This is a genomic window from Pseudobythopirellula maris, from assembly GCF_007859945.1.
In the GTDB taxonomy this organism is placed as follows: domain Bacteria; phylum Planctomycetota; class Planctomycetia; order Pirellulales; family Lacipirellulaceae; genus Pseudobythopirellula; species Pseudobythopirellula maris.
This window is the reverse complement of sequence record NZ_SJPQ01000003.1, coordinates 1-17159: the sequence shown is the minus strand read 5'-3', so window position 1 is coordinate 17159 and position 17159 is coordinate 1. Positions and strand designations below refer to the sequence as shown.

Below are 17159 nucleotides of genomic sequence, written 5' to 3'. Positions count from 1 at the left end.
CTCCAGAGACGAACAAGCGTGGCACTTCGGCTGTTCGAGGAACTCTCGTAGCAAATGTGTTACTCATTCTATGTACGGTGCTGCGATCCTGCTCCGCCTTACTACTAATGCCGCTGATGCTTGCGAAACTAGGCCCCGAGCGTTACGGGCTCTGGATCGCGATCAGCACGACCACGATGTACCTAAGCCTCACCGAATCGGGGCTTGGGCAGTCCGTTGTCAACCAGATAGGCCGAGCATACACAAGAGGAAATTACCGCCGCGTGTCGCAAATCATGGCGACAGCGCATGTTCTGTACTGGCTGATCGTCTTGCCCGTTGGGGCGGTCGCCGTTGCGGTAATCTTGACCCAGCCGATCGGCTCTTGGCTTCTTGCCCCAGAAGACGCCCAGTTCGAGCCGTTGCTGCGAGAGTGCTTGGCGGCTTCGACCGTCTTAGCCCTCATAAGAATCCCGATGCTGGTGTTTCCCGGTCTGCTGATCGGAGCCCGCAAAATGCCTTCCCGCGTCGCCTGGGAGATTCTCGCTACGGTCTTCACGCTGGTCTCAACCGCCTTAGCATTGCTGTCAGGGATGGGATTGCTGGGGGTTTCGATCGTGGCAAACACCGCGATGCTGGTGTCGAACACAGCGGTTTGTTTGTCTTCATCACGTTGCGGAGAATGGGCACGGCTTCGGATAAAACACTTCCGCCCGCGGTTGATTGGCAAACTAGCTGGGAATTCCGTTTTTTTCTTTCTCATCAATGCCGCTACGGTGGTCGACCGTAGCGCCACCGTCTTGCTGACACCCCGTCTTGCAGCCCTCAGTGCTACAGCCCCGTTCTTCCTACTGGTCAGCGTCTATAGGATCGCGGCGTACTCGGCGATCGCGACCCTGCCGAGAGCGATCCAGCCTTACGTGGTGATGTGGTCCTCAACGGGTAGCTCATCGCAGCTAGCAGCCACAGCAAAATTACTTACCAAGGCGACCTCGGTTCTCGCAGCAGTCTTTGTGGCCTTCTCGGCGCCCTTTATCTCAAACGTTGTCGACGCCTGGGTGGGCCCAGGAGCCTACCCGGGCGATGCTGTCTTATTCTTAGTCGCAGGCGCTTTTGTCATCGACGCATCGACATGTGCGCCAATCCAGTACCTGATGGCAATGAACCTGCACCGGAAACTCTCGCTCCTCATGGCGGCCAAAGCGGCCCTAACCATTGTGCTAGCAGTTGTGCTGAGCTCAGTGACCAGTGATCCGTTGCTCGGAATCGCGGCCGGGGCGTTCGTCGCATCGCTCTTGGCCGTCCTGGGAATTCCATGTCTAATTCGCCCGGCTTTGGGCATGAGATGGTCCGATTGCCTTGAGCATTTGTTCGCGCGGCCGCTGATTTTTGCAGTTGCGGCTCCGCTTGCAGTCCATATGGCCGTCTCGATGACACCCGACGCGGCAAGGCCTTTCGTGATAGTCGTGCTGCCGCCATTGTGCCTCGCATCGGCGTGGCGTTTGGTGCTCGACAAAGACGATCGCTCTATCGCCTGCAACGCCATGTGCTCGCTATTGAAGAAACGCACACCCACGACAGAGCGCGTTCTTTCCTATCGGCACGTCAGCGACGAGTACCTTCAAACCAAGAACGCAGGGATGCATCCGATGTCGCACAAATCAGACAGGGCGTGGCGCAAGTTTGGCGAAAGCGACCCCTACTTTGGCGTCCTCGCCCAGCCCCGCTTCCGCAAGGAATCGTTAGGCCGTGAAGAACTAGACAGCTTCTTCGAGTCGGGTCATGACTACGTTCAATCAATGCTCGACGTGGCGCGTAGTCGTGTCGATGCCCCCCAACGTTTCCTCCGCGCTCTGGACTACGGGTGTGGTGTGGGGCGGCTTACGATCCCCCTAGCCGCTCACGCGGACGAGGTGATCGGTGTCGACATCTCGGAAGCGATGATCGACGAAGCCCGCAAGAACTGCAAATCGCATAGCATATCGAACGCAGCTTTTCTTGAGGCCGACAGCTGGAGTTCCGACGAATCGAGGTCCTTCGACTTGGTCCACAGTTTCATCGTGCTCCAGCACATCCCGCCACGCAGAGGCTTGGCGATCGTTGACAAGATGATCGCCAACCTAGCCCCGGGAGGTGTCGGCGTGATCCACGTAACTTACGCGAAGAACCGTGAGTCGATCCGCTGGATCACATGGGCAAAGAACAACGTCCCTCTTGCTAACAATGTTGTCAACCTTTTGCGCCGCCGTGCATGGGGCGCACCTTGCATGCAGATGAACAACTACAACCTGAATCACCTGATGCTGCGGCTGCAGAACTCCTCAATGGACGGCGTGCACGCGCAGTTCACCGATCACGGGGGGTACCTAGGGGTAGCGTTCTACTTCAAAAAGCCCTTCTGCAACGCCGCTGCGGCCTGACCGCAAGCACGGCCAACATTCGCGAGCCAGCCGGCAAATCAGAATGCTCTACTTAGGTTGCACGCTCACCCTCTCCCTCTGCGCCGCCCTCGTAGCGGTGCGAGCGAAGGATCTGCAAGGCCGTTTTGGTGAGGTCGTTTTTTTCCTCTCCTACGGGCTGGTCTTCGGTCTAGCTCCGATGATGCAATCGGAAAGCGCCTACGTCAATGTGTTCAGCTACTCTTCCCGCGTCGAGGCGGCATGGTATGCGTTTGCGGGGGTGGTGGCGCTGGCGATCGGCTTCAGTGCCTACCGTACGCCCACGCCATTGCTTGCCGCCCGAAGAAAGCATCTCTTACGGCAGATAGCCGACAGCCGAACCCAGCGGATGTTGGAGAAACTATTTTGGGCCTCGATTGCAGCTACTGCAGGGGCTCAGCTGCTGATGATGTACTCCAAGGGAATATCCCTGTCGGACATCCTCAACGCAGGCAGGTTTGCTTACCGCTTTGAGAACCAGGGAGTACTCTCTGTTCTCTCACTCCACCTATCGAGCTTTGCTTACGTTCCCGCATTTATCGGCGTGTTCCTAAACCGCCGCTACCAGCTACTGACTCTCGCTTACATACCCTTGGCGAGCCTGGCCTTTTTTCTTGTTTTCTCGAAGGGGACTCGCTCGATCCCACTGGCGATGGTCGCCACACTGCTTGTCGCGTCCAGCATCCGGTATCGGTTCTCGGCGAAGCGGGCCGCTCAAATCGCATTGCTAGGATTCGTCTCTTTGGCCTTAGCGATCGGGTTATTTGAGCTGAGGCACTACCCGGGAGCGAGTTTCACTAAGTCGGTTGCGATCTTGCTTACGCCCAGCACATACGACGGCATGTGGGACCGCGACCCCCTAAGTTACAGTGCGAACATCGTGGGCGCTATCGACACGTTCCCCGACAGCTACCCATACTTGAATGGGGCGTCCTACCGCCGCATGCCTGTTTTCTTCCTAAAAGAGTCGCGATTCCCCGATATCAAACCACCGGACACTAATATCGTTTTCGGATTGGTTGTCCACAGCCGCCCTGAGGACCTGCAGGTCACGGTCCCGCCATCGATCCTGGGTGACGTGTTCATCAACTTCTGGGGGTGGTTTGGGATTCCGGTCTTGGTTCTCCATGGCATGTTGTACTGCTGGCTTCTGCAGAGCATGCAGTGTCGCTTCTGGGCTGCAATGTGGGTCGGCCCTCTGAGCGGCCGTTTCTTGGTGCTTGTTCACCGAGGCGAGCCGTACGAGATGTTCGTGCTGTTCATCATGTTTTTCTTCGAGATGGCTTTCTTACGCTCTGTCTGCCAGGCGTTCAGCCCGGCGATCCGAACGCACCTCGTGAAAGCCGCCCCCCCTGCGCCGCACCAAGGCTCGGCGTCCAGAAAGCCCAAGCGACGCTCTTCCATTGCATAGCAGTCGCGGCCCCCTTAACGGCTCCCTAACGAATAACGCAAGACAAACATGCATATTGCATTCCTCGCCTACCGGGTGGCCCGTGACAGGCTCACCAGCACCGAGTTCTACCGCCAGGACATCGAGATCCTCAAATCCTTGGGTCACCGTGTCACAGTAGCCACTTCGTTACGAGAGTTGCCACGCGACGCCGATATAGTTTTCCTCTGGTGGTGGAATTGGCTGTGGCTTGTTGGCCCGGTAATCAAAATGCGTGGCACACCTATTTGCGTCACCGGATCGCTGGAGCCAGACATCTACGAACAGAGGTCGTGGGTCTACCGATTCCTCGTCCGCAATGGGATGCGATTTGCCGACCGTAGTGTCTTCGTTAGCCGCTACATGATCGAACGGCTGTCTGAATTGATGCCACTGAAAGACCCATTGCTCTGCCCACACATCGTGATGGACGAGTACCGTTTAGCGACCCCGCAGAACACTCGGACGGAGCAATCCGTGATCTTCAACGTGGCCTGGAAGAAGCTCCGCAATACGCACCGAAAGATGCTCCCGGAGTTAATAGAAGCTTTCGCCATTGTCCAGCAGACACGCCCGGACTCACGCTTAGTACTGGCAGGCGAGCCGATGGACGGCGAAGGACCGCTTCGCCGTCGCGCAGAAGAACTCGGCATTGCCAATCAAGTAGAGTTCCTTGGCAAGATAAGCAAGGAAGAGAAAATCAGTTGGATGCAACGTTGCGGAGCGTATTATCAGTGCTCCCGGCACGAGGGTTTTGGCCTGGCCATCGCTGAAGCAATGGCGTGCGGAGCCCCGGTGGTCGTCAACCGGAAAACGGCCATCCCCGAGGTGGTCGGGCCGCACGGCTACTATGTGCAGAACGAATCCCCCGAATCGATCGCCTTGTCGCTGCTGGAGGCGCTTGACAACGCGGAGGATTCACGCGAACTCGGCCTGCTCGCATCGCGGCGAATTGACTCAGAGTTCCGATTCGAACGTCGACAAAAGTTCCTAGGGGAACTGTTGGACAACATGCTCTCCACGCTTCCGAAGCGGAACACAAGGCGGGAATGGAGTGCCGACGCGGCTTGAATATATCACCGCACACTCACGTACTTTTTACACCCAGTTCCCGACACGCTCGAAGTAGTAGTCGACAGCCGTCTCATCTACTGCGTTGCTCCCCCCCGTTCCATGGATGTACACCTCTTCGAAGTCCTGCGATTCAAGCCGACGCCCCGATCCGAGCGCAAAACTAACGGCTTCGTCGCGAACCGTGGCTAGATCGTCACCGGATTCGTCGTACATCCAAGCGGTATCGGCACCGCCTTCACCCGATCCCACAACGATATCGAACCCCGTCGCACGGCTGTAGTAACCGGCGCCTGACAATATCGAGCGATCGGTATAAGCACGGAAGGAGTCGGATGCTTCTGTTCCGTAAAGTTCGGCGCGGTCCCCAGCCCCATTCGCATAGCCATAGGTGCTTGCGAAATCAGACGCGGTGTTCGAGTAAGACACGCTCGACATTCTCACGTAGTCAGCATAGGCAACGTAAGTGTCGGCAGCCTCAGATCCGTACATCCAGGCCTGATCGCCACCGCCGCCGCCATGTCCGAACGTGCTTGAAAAGTAAGCCGCGGTGTTAATATAGCCAGTTCCGCTCATCACCGCGTGTGTTGCTGAGGTGCGGTATTCCTCGTCTTCTGGTGTCCCATGCAACTGCGCTATATCACCGGCACTGTCTCCATAGGCCCATGTTTGGTCGAAAGAATAGGCACGATTGAGGTAGTCTGCGCCTGACATCACCACGCGATCTGAATAGGCTCGGTAAAGATCGTCTCCGTCCGAGCCCCTCATATACACACGATCGTTTTCCCCATTTGCGTAGCCGACTGTCGCCCCGAAGCCGCTCGCTGTATTCGCGTAGCCAGCCCCCTGCATCACCACCCGCTCAGCGGAAGTGGAGTAGACATCGTCCCCCGATGAGCCGTACATCCAAGCCATGTCGCTAGGACCGCTTGCGAACCCGTACGTAGCGCCAAACCTCACGGCCGTATTGTGGTACCCCTGACCGGCCATAATGGCATGAGTTTCCGATGTGCGATACTCGTCTGCCCCAGCCGAGTCGAACATCTGAGCGATGTCATTAGCGGAGTCGCCATACCCCACGGTGCTGCTGAACCCGAAGGCGCGATTGACAAAACCGGCCCCCGACATCACGACCCGATCGGAATAGCTTCGGTATAAGTCATCCCCCGATGAACCATACATGTACGCGATGTCTTCAGCACCATTCGCGAACCCCGTAGTCGAATCGAACCCTGACGCCCGGTTGTAATAGCCTGATCCAGACATGACTGCGCGGTCCCCGTACGACCGATAAGTATCGGCGCCGGATGAGCCGTACATGTAAGCAGTATCGTTCCCACCGCCTCCCACCAAGACGTTCTCCTCGACGCCGCGAACATGAAGACCGTATCCCGAGGAAGTGAGACTAACGCTATTGACTCCTACTAGTGCGGTTTCGCTTGCTGCCGATCCGTGAGCTAGCAGCGAGTCGGAGCCCGCGCCGCCGTTGATCTGGATGCTCGTGGCGGACACGTTGTAGCTCACGCCGTTCAGGCTCACCGTGTGCGTCGTGTCGCCGGCGGTGAAGGTGAGGGCGTCGTCGCCGCTGGTGCCGGTGACGGTCGCCACGCCGCCGCTCATGCTCACGGCGTTGGTCAGCCGCACGTCGAGCGTGGCGGCGCCGGTCACGCGGATGTAGATCTCGTCGCCTTGCTGGGCGTACGTTTCGGAGCGGGCGCCGTCGTCGTCCAGCGATTGCAGGTTGGCGTCGTATAGCTCGACCGTGGCCGCGCCGCTCGTCACGAGCGCTTGGGCCGTGACGTAGCCCGCCTGGCCGGCGGTCACGCGGAACCACTGCTCGCCGTCGACGGCGACGCCGGCGTGCGTATCCTGGCGGCCGGTGGCGCCCCAGTCGACGAACTCGAACGTGCTCTCCACGTCGATCGTGAAGTCGTAGTAGCCCAGCCCGTCCGCCGTGGCCAGGGCCACGGTGTAAGTTTGCCCCTGCTGGACCTGGAGGGTGTAGCTGGCGCCGTTGTCGCCGACCGCTCCGTCGCCCACGGCGCCGGAGCCGTCCCAGCCCTGCCAGGCGGCTTGCAACTCGTGCGACGCGGCGCCGACGGTGAAGGTCACCTCGCCGGTCACCCCGGCGGTGAACGTGAAGTAGTCGGAGTCGTCGAGCGCCGTGATGGCGCCGTCCATCGTTCCGGCGTTGGCTTGCAGGCCGTCGCTCAGCACGCCGAGGCTGTAGGCGGTGTCGATGCTCGAACCGTAGTCGTCGGCCGGCATCAGGGCGTCGATGGCCGACCACAGGTTCAGGCGGTTGTACGTGGCGTTGGTCGCCGAGTCGTAGAACTGGTCGGCGGTCGAGACGATGTGGTCGTAGATCGTGTCCTGGGTGATGTTCTCGTAGCCGGCGAACTCCATCGCCTGGCGGATGATCACGCTGGCGCCGGCCACGTACGGCGAGGCCATGCTCGTGCCCGACATGCTGGCCCAGTCGTCGTCGATGTTGTCGGCGTCGTTGGCGGCGTAGTCGGGCACGGTGCTGGTGACCGTGCGCCCCGGGGCGGCGATCGCCGAGGTGTGGCGCTGGCTGAAGTAGCTGAGCGAGCCGTTGTCGTCGACCGACATGACTGGCGTCACGTACTGGCTGGCGGCGGGGTAGCTCAGGCCCTGCGCGTTGTACGACGTGAAGCTGTTGCCGGCCGAGACCGAGATGAAGATGCCCATCGATTCGAGCTGGGCGAACTCGTCCTCGATCGAGGCGAAGGGGATCTCGCCCACGTCATCGTTCCACGACATCCCGAGCGAGAGGTTGATCGCGGTGATCGGGTGGTTGACGATCGCCGAGTTGTCGTGGTTGGCGATCACCCACTGGAGGGCCTGCTCGACGTAGCCGAAGTGGCCGTAGCCCGAGTCGTCGAACACGCGGAGGCCGACCAGGTCGACCCCCGAGGCGACGCCGTCGAGCAGGCCGTCGGCGCCGACGATGCCGGCGACGTGGGTCCCGTGTCCCCCGTTGGGGCCGTCGTCGTAGGGGTCGGCGTCGTTCTCGGTGAAGTCCCAGCCGCCCACCACGCGGTAGTCCTTGCCGAGACCGCCGCCCAGAGCCTCGTGCGACCAGGCGATGCCGCTGTCGATCACCGCCACGGTCTGGCCGTCGCCGGTGAAGCCGTAATGGGCGAGCACCTCGTCGAGACCGGTGAGCGCGTGAGCGCTGTTGAGCGTTTGCTCGACGCGCTCGAACTCCTGCCCGAGCGGGAGCTCAAGATCGTCTTGCTGCCAGTAGCCGCCTTCCTGAAGACTGTCTTCTTGATGCGGGGCGACCTCGATGTGCTGGTCGATCGCGTCGAAGCCGACCCCGTTGTGCTGCGTGATCAGCGCATCGAGCGCCTGGGCGGTCATCACGATCCGCTCTTCGAGGCACTCGATCTGAGTGGCGCGTGCGGTTCGGAGGCGGAGGGCTTTTTTGGACATGGGGGATGAGGGCCGGCTCGGTTCGCCGTGTCGCAGCAACACGAACGTCGTGTGCCGTGCGATCGGGCGGGGCCGGCGACACGGGGCGTGTCGCGGCGGCGGGGTGAACAAGTGGGAAAAGGTCGCGGGGAAAAGTGTCTGCCGAGGCTTGCGCAGCGGCTCGTTGAAAACTTAGGTCACGTTTCTCCCGGCGGAGCCCGGCGGAGTAAGTCGCGGGAAATCCGCTGCCGGTCCCCCCTCGCAAGCCGTGCAGTCCGGCGCCGCGTGGCCCAAACGCCACCGCGCGACGGGGCCCGATGTCGCGTGTGCGCGGCGTGTTGTCGAAACGCCACACGCGCGGCGACAATGGGCGGCTCGTGCAGCGCTGACGCCACCGCGTCCCCCTGCCCCGCTTACCCTCTAAAGAGATGACTCGATGAAGACCTTGATCCGTGGCGCCGACGTGGTGCTCCCCTCGGGCGTCGAACGCATCGACGTGCTGGTCGAGGGCGACCGAATCGCCGACCTGGGCCCCGCCATCCAGACGGCCGCCGACGAGACGGTCGACGCCACGGGGCTCGTGCTTATGCCGGGCGTGGTCGACGATCAGGTCCACTTCCGCGACCCGGGTCTCACGCACAAAGAGGATCTCGCCACGGCCAGCCGGGCGTGCGCGAAAGGGGGCGTCACGACCTTCCTGGAGATGCCCAACACCGTGCCGAACACGGTGACGCTCGAACGGCTCGACGAGAAGCTCGCCCTGGCTGCGACAAAGTGCGTGGTGAACTACGGCTTCTATGTCGGGGCGACGCCCGACAACGTCGAAGAGCTGCGGCGCATCGAGCGTGAAGCGGGTGAGCGTACGCCGGGGATCAAGATCTTCATCGGTTCGAGCACCGGCGACCTGCTGGTCGACGAGCAGGCGGCGCTCGAACGGATCTTCGCCGAGACCCGCCTGCCGATCACCGCCCATTGCGAGGACGAGACGACGGTGCGGGCCAACGCCGAACGGTACGCCGACTCGACCGACGTGGCCGACCACTCACGCATCCGCGACCACGAGGCGGCGCGCATCGCCACCGCCCGGGCGATCGACTTGGCCCACCGCCACGAGCACCGGTTCCACGTGCTGCACGTCTCCACAGGCGACGAGACCGACCTGATCGGCGCGGCGATCGCCGCGCGGCGGGCGGCGGGCCTCACGCCGCTCATCACGGCCGAGGCGTGCCCCCACCACCTGCTGTTCTCGGTCGACGACTACGAGCGGCTCGGGACGCTTGTGCAGATGAACCCATCGCTCAAGAACAAAGAGGACTGCGAGCGGATCTGGGGATCGCTCCTCGACGGGCGGCTGCAGGTTGTGGCGACCGACCACGCCCCGCACACGCTCGAAGAGAAACGGCAGCCGTACCCGAAGGCGCCTTCTGGCTTGCCGGCGGTCGAGAATTCTTTGGCGCTGATGCTCAACGAGGTCCACCGCGGCCGCTGCACACTCGAACAAGTGACGCACTGGATGTGCGACGCGCCGGCTCGGGTTTGGGACATGGTGGGCAAAGGCCGTATCGAGCGCGGCTACGACGCCGACCTGGTATTGGTCGACCTAGAAAAGCGCGCCACCGTCAGCAATGTGAGCCAGATCACCAAATCGGGCTGGTCGCCTTGGGATGGGCAAGAACTCATTGGTTGGCCCGTGCGTACGTGGGTCGGCGGCCGTACGGTATTCCGAGACGGTACAGTCTCCCCCGAGGTGGTCGGCCGAGCGGTTCGGTTCGACCACGGGTTGGGAGGATATTGGTCGACCGAGGAGACTGAAAACGGCTGAGTGCTTCAATTGCGGACCACCTTTTTGCGGTTCGCAGCCACGGCTCTCGTGGCGCCGCGTATCACGCACACGCCCCACCCAGCGGTGGGACGTCTTTAGAGTGGGAGGCGATTCTATTACGATATGGGCTCTAGTGGATTACTCATCGGCGGCGACCCGGAAGGCGCCCCTCCCGGACGCGCCGCCGCGTACGGCTCCCCCCCGCCTGGTTCCGAAACGCGTGGATCTGACCCCTCTGGCTCCCGCAAGTTCGGCGCTCCGACGAATGGCTCCCCCAAGCCGATCCCGCCTCCCCTCCGCCCCGCCGACCAGAACGCCATGACCGAGACGCTCTGGTTCCTCAAGCAGTGCGACCTCTTTCGGCATTTGGCGCCCGACGAGGTTGCGGCATTAGAGGCTCGGAGCCGATCGCGCACGTACAAGCGGGGCGAGCCGATCTACCTGCCGGCCGATCAGGCCAACGGCGTGCTGGTGCTGGCCGAGGGCCGGGTGAAGATCGGCAGCCTGACTTCCGACGGCAAACAATCGATTCTCGCCTTTATTGAGCCAGGCGAGCTTTTCGGCGAGCTCTCGCTCCTCGAACCGGGCGAGCGGGAAGAGCACGCCGAGGCGGCCGAGAAGTCGACCGTCATCCTCGTGCCAAGCGACTTGATGACCGCCCTGGTCGAGCGGAATCCCCATATCGCGTATGGGGTAACCAAGCTCTACGGCTTGCGTCGACGCCGGATCGAGCGTCGTCTCCGTTCTTTGCTCTTCCGCTCGAACCGCGACCGCTTGATCAGTTTGCTCAAAGAGCTCGCCGATCAATACGGCGAGGCGACGGCCGAGGGGGTGAAACTGCGGATCAAACTCTCGCACCAGGACCTGGCTAGCGTGATCGGCAGCACCCGAGAGACCGTCACCATCTTGCTCGGCGAGCTGCAAGCCGAGGGTAAGCTTGTGCTGGGACGCCGCAAAATCGTCCTCACAGACCCGGCCACCCTTGAGGCTAGCGGAAACGGCGAATCGGGGCCCAACAATTGAATTCCTTCGGTTTACCTCAATGGGTACTATGTAACCCCGATCACAGAGAAATGCCCCCCTGCAAACGATAATGAACGACGAGAGCGGACCCGATGGTTGGTTGCCGCCGAACATTGTGAACCAATCATGAACGACCCGTCCGCTAGCTCGACTCCGCAAGTTCCCCCCGCCCAGACCGCTGGCGATGGTTGGGAAGACTGCGCCCCAGGCCAGTTGGCTGCGCTCGGCGGTCGGCTCCGGGCCCGTTCGGCCCGCCGGCGGTGGGCCGTGCAAGGCGTAGGTCTGGCGGCATGCGTGCTCTTGGCCGCAGGCGTTTGGGGCGTCTCGACGCTGTCGGCCGAGGAGCCGCCGGCCGCTCGGATCAACTGCCGCGAATGCCGCAAGCACTTCGAGGCGTACGAAGCCTTCCTCACGAGCAAGTTCTGGGAAGCCGACGCCAAATTCGAAAAGGGCCTCGCCCGCTCGATGGATGCGCACCTCACCCGTTGCAACCGCTGCCGCAACCGGTTCTCCGACCGCTTCCCGGGCGTGCTGCCCACCACGGTCGCCATGGCCTTGCCGCTCGTTCTGTACGCGCAGCGCCGCCGCCGGCGCTAGCCTCGCCGATCGTTGCCGACGACAATCGACCGCTGGCTGATCAACCCGCGGACGACACCGGCCCCCCTGGCGATGCCCCACTCTGCCGACCACCTCGCCACTGCGCACAGCGGACCCGTTGCGCTCGTCACCGGCGCCGGCTCGGGCATCGGCCGGGCGTTCTGCCTGCGGCTCGCCGATCGTGGCTACGGGGTCGTGGCCATCGACCGCGATCCGGTCACGGCCGATGAGACCGCGGCGCTCGTCCGCCAAGCGGGCGCCGTGGCGCACAGCTACGGCATGGACGTTTCCGACGCCAGCGCCTGGGACGCGTTGCCGGCGTGGCTCGCCGAGACGACCGGCGGGCGACTCGATCTGCTGGTGTGCAACGCCGGCGTGCTGCTCGGAGGCGAGCTGGACCGCTGCGAAGCGGCCGACGCGTTGCGGGTCGTGGCGACCAACCTCGGCGGCGCCCTGCTCGGCTGCCGGACGCTGATCCCGCTGCTGAAGCAGCCGGTCGGCTCTCCCCCCACCGCCCGGGGCGTCATCAACATCGCTTCGATCTTCGCGGCGATCTCGCCCCCCGGGTTCGCGGCCTACAACGCCAGCAAGGCGGGTGTGGTGGCGCTCAGCGAGACGCTCCGCGGCGAGCTCGCCCCGCACGGCCTGCGGGTGACGGTCGCGGCGCCGGGCGTCACACCCACCGGGCTGTTCGCCCACGCGGCGTTCGCCACGCCGCGGCTCGCCGAGCTCGCCGATCGCTACCTTGCGTCGGCCCAGCTTACGGCCGACGATGTCGCCGAGGGCGCGCTGCGGGCCTTCGACCGCAACCGGCTCTACGCCCCGCTGGGCGCCAAGGCGACAAGACTCTGGCGCCTGAAACGCTGGCTGCCACAACGAACGATCGACCTGATCGCCCGCCGCAGCCGCCGTGAACTCGATCCCTGATCCCTTAAGAGAACCACGAAGGAACCGAGGAACGACGACGCCTGCAGGGGCCGCCCTCTGTGGCGGCCCGCGCCCTTGTGGACTGGTTTCTGTTCGGGTGAACGTCTGCCCGGGGTCGGAGCGCCACAGAGGGCGTTCCCTACATTCTTCGTTCCGTCGTTGCCTTCGTGGTTCAATCAAAAAATGCTGCACCTGAAATCCGAGACCGATCGCCGCTGGTTCGACCAGGTCGACTCCGACTTGAACGCCGTTCTGATCGACCACGCCCACTGCGAGAAGAAGGCGGCCGGCACGGCGCTGAACCTGATCTTCGCTTACGTCGAAGACGAAGAGCTCTGCCGCGAAATGACCGAGATCGTCAACGAGGAGCTGGAGCACTTCCACATGGTGCTTGAGCTGCTCAAGAAGCGCGGCGTCAAGTTCCGCCGCATGACGCCGAGCACTTACGGCCGCAAGCTCAACGACCTGGTCCGCAAGCAAGAGCCGCAGCGGGCGGTCGACCGGCTGCTCGTGGCGGGCCTGATCGAGGCCCGCTCGTGCGAGCGGTTCCGGTCGCTGGCCGAGCACGTGGCCGAGGACAAAGAACTCTCCGAGTTCTACCAGAGCCTGTTCGAGTCCGAGGCGCGGCACCACACGACCTACACCCGGCTGGCGAAGCATTTCGCCCCCGAGGACATCGTGATGCAGCGGCTCGACGAACTGGCCGGGCTGGAGGCCGAGATCCTCGCCGCCAGCGACGACCCGCCCCGCATGCACAGCTAGCCAGACGTCGGGGGGCGGCGTGGGGCGGTTTTCGCTTGATTCCCGCGGATTTCCGGCCGACATGGGTTGCTGACGGGGGGCGTCTTCACGGAAACTACACGCAAGGCTCACAAACTCTGAGCCCCAGCCTCCCAGAGTCTTCATCCCCGCACGCTACACTTCGGAGAAGTGAGACGCCTTGCAGCCTTTGGCGAGCGATGGCGTCGGGCCGATGGCGGGCACACGTGCCCCACGCCACGCGGCCCCGTCGCCCGGATGGCATGGAAGAAAACCTTCGCACGACTCGCACCCCCGCCCCGTCGGCGCCAATAGGCCGACGCCCACCTTGCACCGCAACGCCAACCCACCGACCGGCTCTCGCAACGCGTCGCTCTCTCCCCACCCGTCTCAAGCCACAGCGGAGGATCCCATGGCTGAAAGAAGTGCGGCTGAAAGAAGTGCGGCTGAAAGAAGTGCGGCTGAAGGCAGTGCGGCTGAAGGCAGTACTGTTGAGCACTGCGCTACCGATGGAAACGAGTCGACGCCGTCGCGTACGGTCCGCTCCGTGTTCGTGAGCGACGTCCACCTCGGCTGCAAGCACTCGCAGGCGGTCGCCTTCCTGGAGCTTTTGGAGCGCCACGAGCCGGAGCAGCTTTACATCGTCGGCGACTTTATCGACGGCTGGAAACTCAAACGCCGCTGGCGCTGGCTGCCCGTTTACGACCAGATCATGCTGCGGCTGATGGCGATGAAACGCCGCGGCACCCGGCTGCTCTACACGCCCGGCAACCACGACGACTTCCTGCGCAGCTTCCTGTCGAACTTCGGCGTGATCGACATCAAGGACCGCTTCGTGCACGCGGCTGCCGACGGCCGCCGCTACTTGATCACCCACGGCGACCAGTTCGACCGCGTCGAGCAGAGCTGCCAATGGCTCTCGCTGGTGGCCTCGTACGCTTACGACGTGCTGCTGACGGCCAACTGGCTCGGCAACAAGCTGCGCGGCAAGAACCACGACCCGTACGCCTTCTGCGGGGCGATCAAGCGGCGCGTGAAGCGGCTGGTCAGCCACGTCAGCGAGTTCGAGGGCCAGCTCGTGGCGAGCGCCAAGGACACGGGCTGCGACGGCGTGATCTGCGGGCACATCCACCACCCGCGCATCCTCCAGGTGGAAGGGCTCAGCTACCTGAACACGGGCGACTGGGTTGAAAACTGCACCGCCCTGCTGGAGTACGACGACGGCTCGTTCGAGCTCGTGCGGAGCGACGGCACGTTGCTCGACCGGCTCGCCCCCTGCCCCCCCTCGGGCGCCATTCCTGACCTGCGGGGCGACGAAGACGAGCACGCCGAAAGCCTGGCGGGCTTGCCGGCGAGCGGCTCGCTGATCAGCTAGCTTAGCCGACGCCGCGGCTGCGTCGCTTCGCCGACCGGCCGAATCGGACCGGCTTTGCGTCTTCCCAGCGGTTTTCCGCCCCCCCGCTTCGGATGCGCGTGCTTTGCAAGCCCCGCTTTTACGCGTAGGATATTGGGCTTCTGCAAAATTACACGCACAGGCGCTAGCGGCGTGGCCCCCACGGGCCCCACCCCTCCGCTCGCCTTCCGATCGGATAGCGAGATCGCGCGATGCTGGCGACCAAAGCAAGCCAGGCAGTCTTCAAGCTCTGCCACGGCAACCACCTTGTTTACAACACCTGCTGGGAAGACCCCCGGCTCGACCGCGTTGCGCTGGAGCTGGGCCCCGGCGACCGCCTGCTGGTGATCACCTCGGCGGGCTGCAACGCGCTCGACTACGCGCTCGACGAGCCGGAGCGGATCGACACGGTCGACGTGAACCCGCGTCAGAACGCGCTGCTGGACCTCAAGCTCGCCGCGATCCGGCGGCTCGACTACGGGCAGTTCTTCGAGACCTTCGGCGAGGGCCGCACCGACAATTGGGAAACGTACTACGGCATGGTGCGGGCCGACCTGCCCGACGCGTCACGGGCGTACTGGGACAAGTACGGCAAGTTCTTCCTCGGCACGAAGCGGCGCCCGAGCTTCTACTTCCGCGGCACGGCCGGCATGTTCGCCTCGGGCATCAACGCCTACATCAACCGCTGGGCCAAGGTGCGGCCGAGCATCGATCGGCTGCTCGAAGCGGAAACGGTCGATGAGCAACGGGAGATCTACTACAAGGATGTGAAGCCCGCGTTCTGGGGCCCCTACATCAAGTGGGCCATGCGCCGTGACGCCACGCTCTCGCTGCTCGGCGTGCCCCGCGCCCAGCGCAAGCAGCTGGAGCGCTACTACCCGGGCGGCATCGCCAAGTTCGTCGAGGACAGCCTCGACGCCGTCTTCAGCCGCCTGCCGCTCAAAGACAACTACTTCTGGCGGGTCTACCTCACCGGCGAGTACACGCACGACTGCTGCCCGGAGTACCTCAAGGAGGACAACTTCGCGCGGCTCAAGGGTGGGCTGGTCGACCGCGTCCACACGCACACCACCACGATCCTCGACCACCTGGTCGACACGGGCCGCAACTACTCGCACTTCGTGCTGCTGGACCACATGGACTGGATGGCCGAGCACATGCGCGACACGCTCGGCGTGCAGTGGCAGGCGATCGTGGACCGCGCCGACGACAACGCCAAGATCCTCTGGCGCAGCGCGGCGGTGATCTGCGAGTTCGTCGACCCGATCCACGTGAAGATCGGCGGCGCCGAACGCCGCCTCGGCGAGATCCTCGATTACAACCGCGAACTCGCCGACGAGCTCCACGCCAAAGACCGGGTGCACACCTACGGCAGCTTCTCGATCGCCACGCTGCGTCGCGACGCGCCGACCGAACGACAACGGGAGCAAGCCGCCGATGCCAGCCCTCAGCCAACTCAAAACGCTGTACCACCTGACGCTCTCGCCCATACGCGGTGAGACCCACCAGGAGCGGCTCGACAGCTTCTACGGGGCCCAGGCCGACGACTACGACGCCTTCCGCAAGAAGATGCTCCACGGCCGTGAAGCGCTCTTCGAGCGGTTGCCGATCGAGCCGGGCGGCAAGTGGCTCGATCTGGGCGCCGGCACCGGCCGCAACGGCGAGCTGTTCGGCGAGCGCATCGCCGAGTTCGGCAGCGCCACGTTCGTCGACCTCTCCGAGTCGCTGTTGGGCGTTGCCCAGAAGCGGATCCAGAACGAGGGCTGGACGAACGCCGGCGTCATGCACGCCGACATCACCGCCCTGGACGTGCCGAGCGACTCGGTCGATCTGGTGACGTTCACCTACTCGCTGACGATGGTCCCCGACTGGTTCGCGGCGGTCGAAGAGGCGCTGCGCGTCCTCAAGCCGGGCGGCGTGGTCGGCGTGGCCGATTTTTATGTCGCCCGCCGCTACCCCGACACGGGCCGCAGCAAGCACTCGTTCTTCACACGCAACTTCTGGCCGTTCTGGTTCGGCATGGACAACGTCCACCCGTCGGCCGACCACCTGCCCTACCTGGCGCGGCGTTTCGAGACCCTGCACGCCGACGAGCAGTACGGCAAGCTGCCCTGGATCCCGGTAGTCAGAGCGCCCTATTACAGATTCGTCGGGCGGAAGAGAATCGACTAACGCGTGGGCTGTGCGTGTTCCCCTCCTCCTTTAGGGGGAGGGGTTAGGGGAGGGGGCGCCCCGGGTACCCGGTTCGCAAGTGACAATCCGAGTACCCGCTTCTGCCCCCTC

General features: G+C 63.4%; 12 protein-coding genes. 11 read left to right on the top strand and 1 reads right to left on the bottom strand.

Annotation, left to right across the window (positions count from 1 at the left end):
* Nucleotides 1-107 precede the first annotated feature (107 nt).
* The 3 genes from Mal64_RS12990 to Mal64_RS12980 are packed head-to-tail and all read left to right on the top strand — an operon-like array spanning nt 108 to nt 4917.
* Nucleotides 108-2399, top strand: a complete 2292-nt coding sequence (locus tag Mal64_RS12990) for a methyltransferase domain-containing protein (protein ID WP_197525734.1) — start codon at nt 108-110, stop codon at nt 2397-2399.
* 43 nt (nt 2400-2442) lie between these two features.
* Nucleotides 2443-3828, top strand: a complete 1386-nt coding sequence (locus Mal64_RS12985) for a hypothetical protein (RefSeq protein ID WP_146400914.1) — start codon at nt 2443-2445, stop codon at nt 3826-3828.
* A gap of 48 nt (nt 3829-3876) precedes the next feature.
* Nucleotides 3877-4917: a glycosyltransferase family 4 protein gene (locus Mal64_RS12980; RefSeq protein WP_146400912.1), complete on the top strand. Its 1041-nt coding sequence runs from the start codon at nt 3877-3879 to the stop codon at nt 4915-4917.
* Nucleotides 4918-4944: 27 nt separating this feature from the next.
* On the opposite strand, the gene Mal64_RS12975 is transcribed toward Mal64_RS12980, so the two are convergent.
* A complete protein-coding gene (locus Mal64_RS12975) occupies nt 4945-8376 on the bottom strand; it encodes a S8 family peptidase (protein WP_146400910.1) in 3432 nt (1143 codons plus the stop codon).
* Between the two features lie 415 nt (nt 8377-8791).
* Here Mal64_RS12975 and Mal64_RS12970 point away from each other — a divergent pair, with 415 nt between their 5' ends.
* The 8 genes from Mal64_RS12970 to Mal64_RS12935 all read left to right on the top strand — a co-directional run bounded on the left by Mal64_RS12970 (nt 8792) and on the right by Mal64_RS12935 (nt 17048).
* A complete protein-coding gene (locus tag Mal64_RS12970; protein ID WP_146400908.1) occupies nt 8792-10177 on the top strand; it encodes a dihydroorotase in 1386 nt (461 codons plus the stop codon).
* Between the two features lie 318 nt (nt 10178-10495).
* Nucleotides 10496-11200, top strand: coding sequence for a Crp/Fnr family transcriptional regulator (locus Mal64_RS12965; protein WP_146400906.1), 705 nt, complete (start codon nt 10496-10498; stop codon nt 11198-11200).
* Between the two features lie 126 nt (nt 11201-11326).
* Nucleotides 11327-11797 (top strand): hypothetical protein, encoded by a 471-nt coding sequence (locus tag Mal64_RS12960; RefSeq protein ID WP_146400904.1) that lies wholly within the window; start codon nt 11327-11329, stop codon nt 11795-11797.
* 72 nt (nt 11798-11869) lie between these two features.
* Nucleotides 11870-12724, top strand: a complete 855-nt coding sequence (locus tag Mal64_RS12955; RefSeq protein ID WP_146400902.1) for an SDR family NAD(P)-dependent oxidoreductase — start codon at nt 11870-11872, stop codon at nt 12722-12724.
* Between the two features lie 183 nt (nt 12725-12907).
* On the top strand, nt 12908-13486 hold the full coding sequence (miaE, locus tag Mal64_RS12950; RefSeq protein WP_146400900.1) for a tRNA-(ms[2]io[6]A)-hydroxylase: 579 nt from the start codon (nt 12908-12910) through the stop codon (nt 13484-13486).
* Between the two features lie 550 nt (nt 13487-14036).
* Entirely contained in the window at nt 14037-14858 is an 822-nt protein-coding gene (locus Mal64_RS12945) for a UDP-2,3-diacylglucosamine diphosphatase (protein WP_197525733.1), read from the top strand.
* A 230-nt stretch (nt 14859-15088) separates the two neighbouring features.
* Complete coding sequence (locus Mal64_RS12940; RefSeq protein ID WP_146400896.1) at nt 15089-16375, top strand: DUF3419 family protein; 1287 nt, start codon at nt 15089-15091, stop codon at nt 16373-16375.
* On the top strand, nt 16314-17048 hold the full coding sequence (locus Mal64_RS12935) for a class I SAM-dependent methyltransferase (RefSeq protein WP_146400894.1): 735 nt from the start codon (nt 16314-16316) through the stop codon (nt 17046-17048). The genes Mal64_RS12940 and Mal64_RS12935 overlap by 62 nt, the downstream gene beginning before the upstream one ends.
* Nucleotides 17049-17159: the final 111 nt, after the last annotated feature.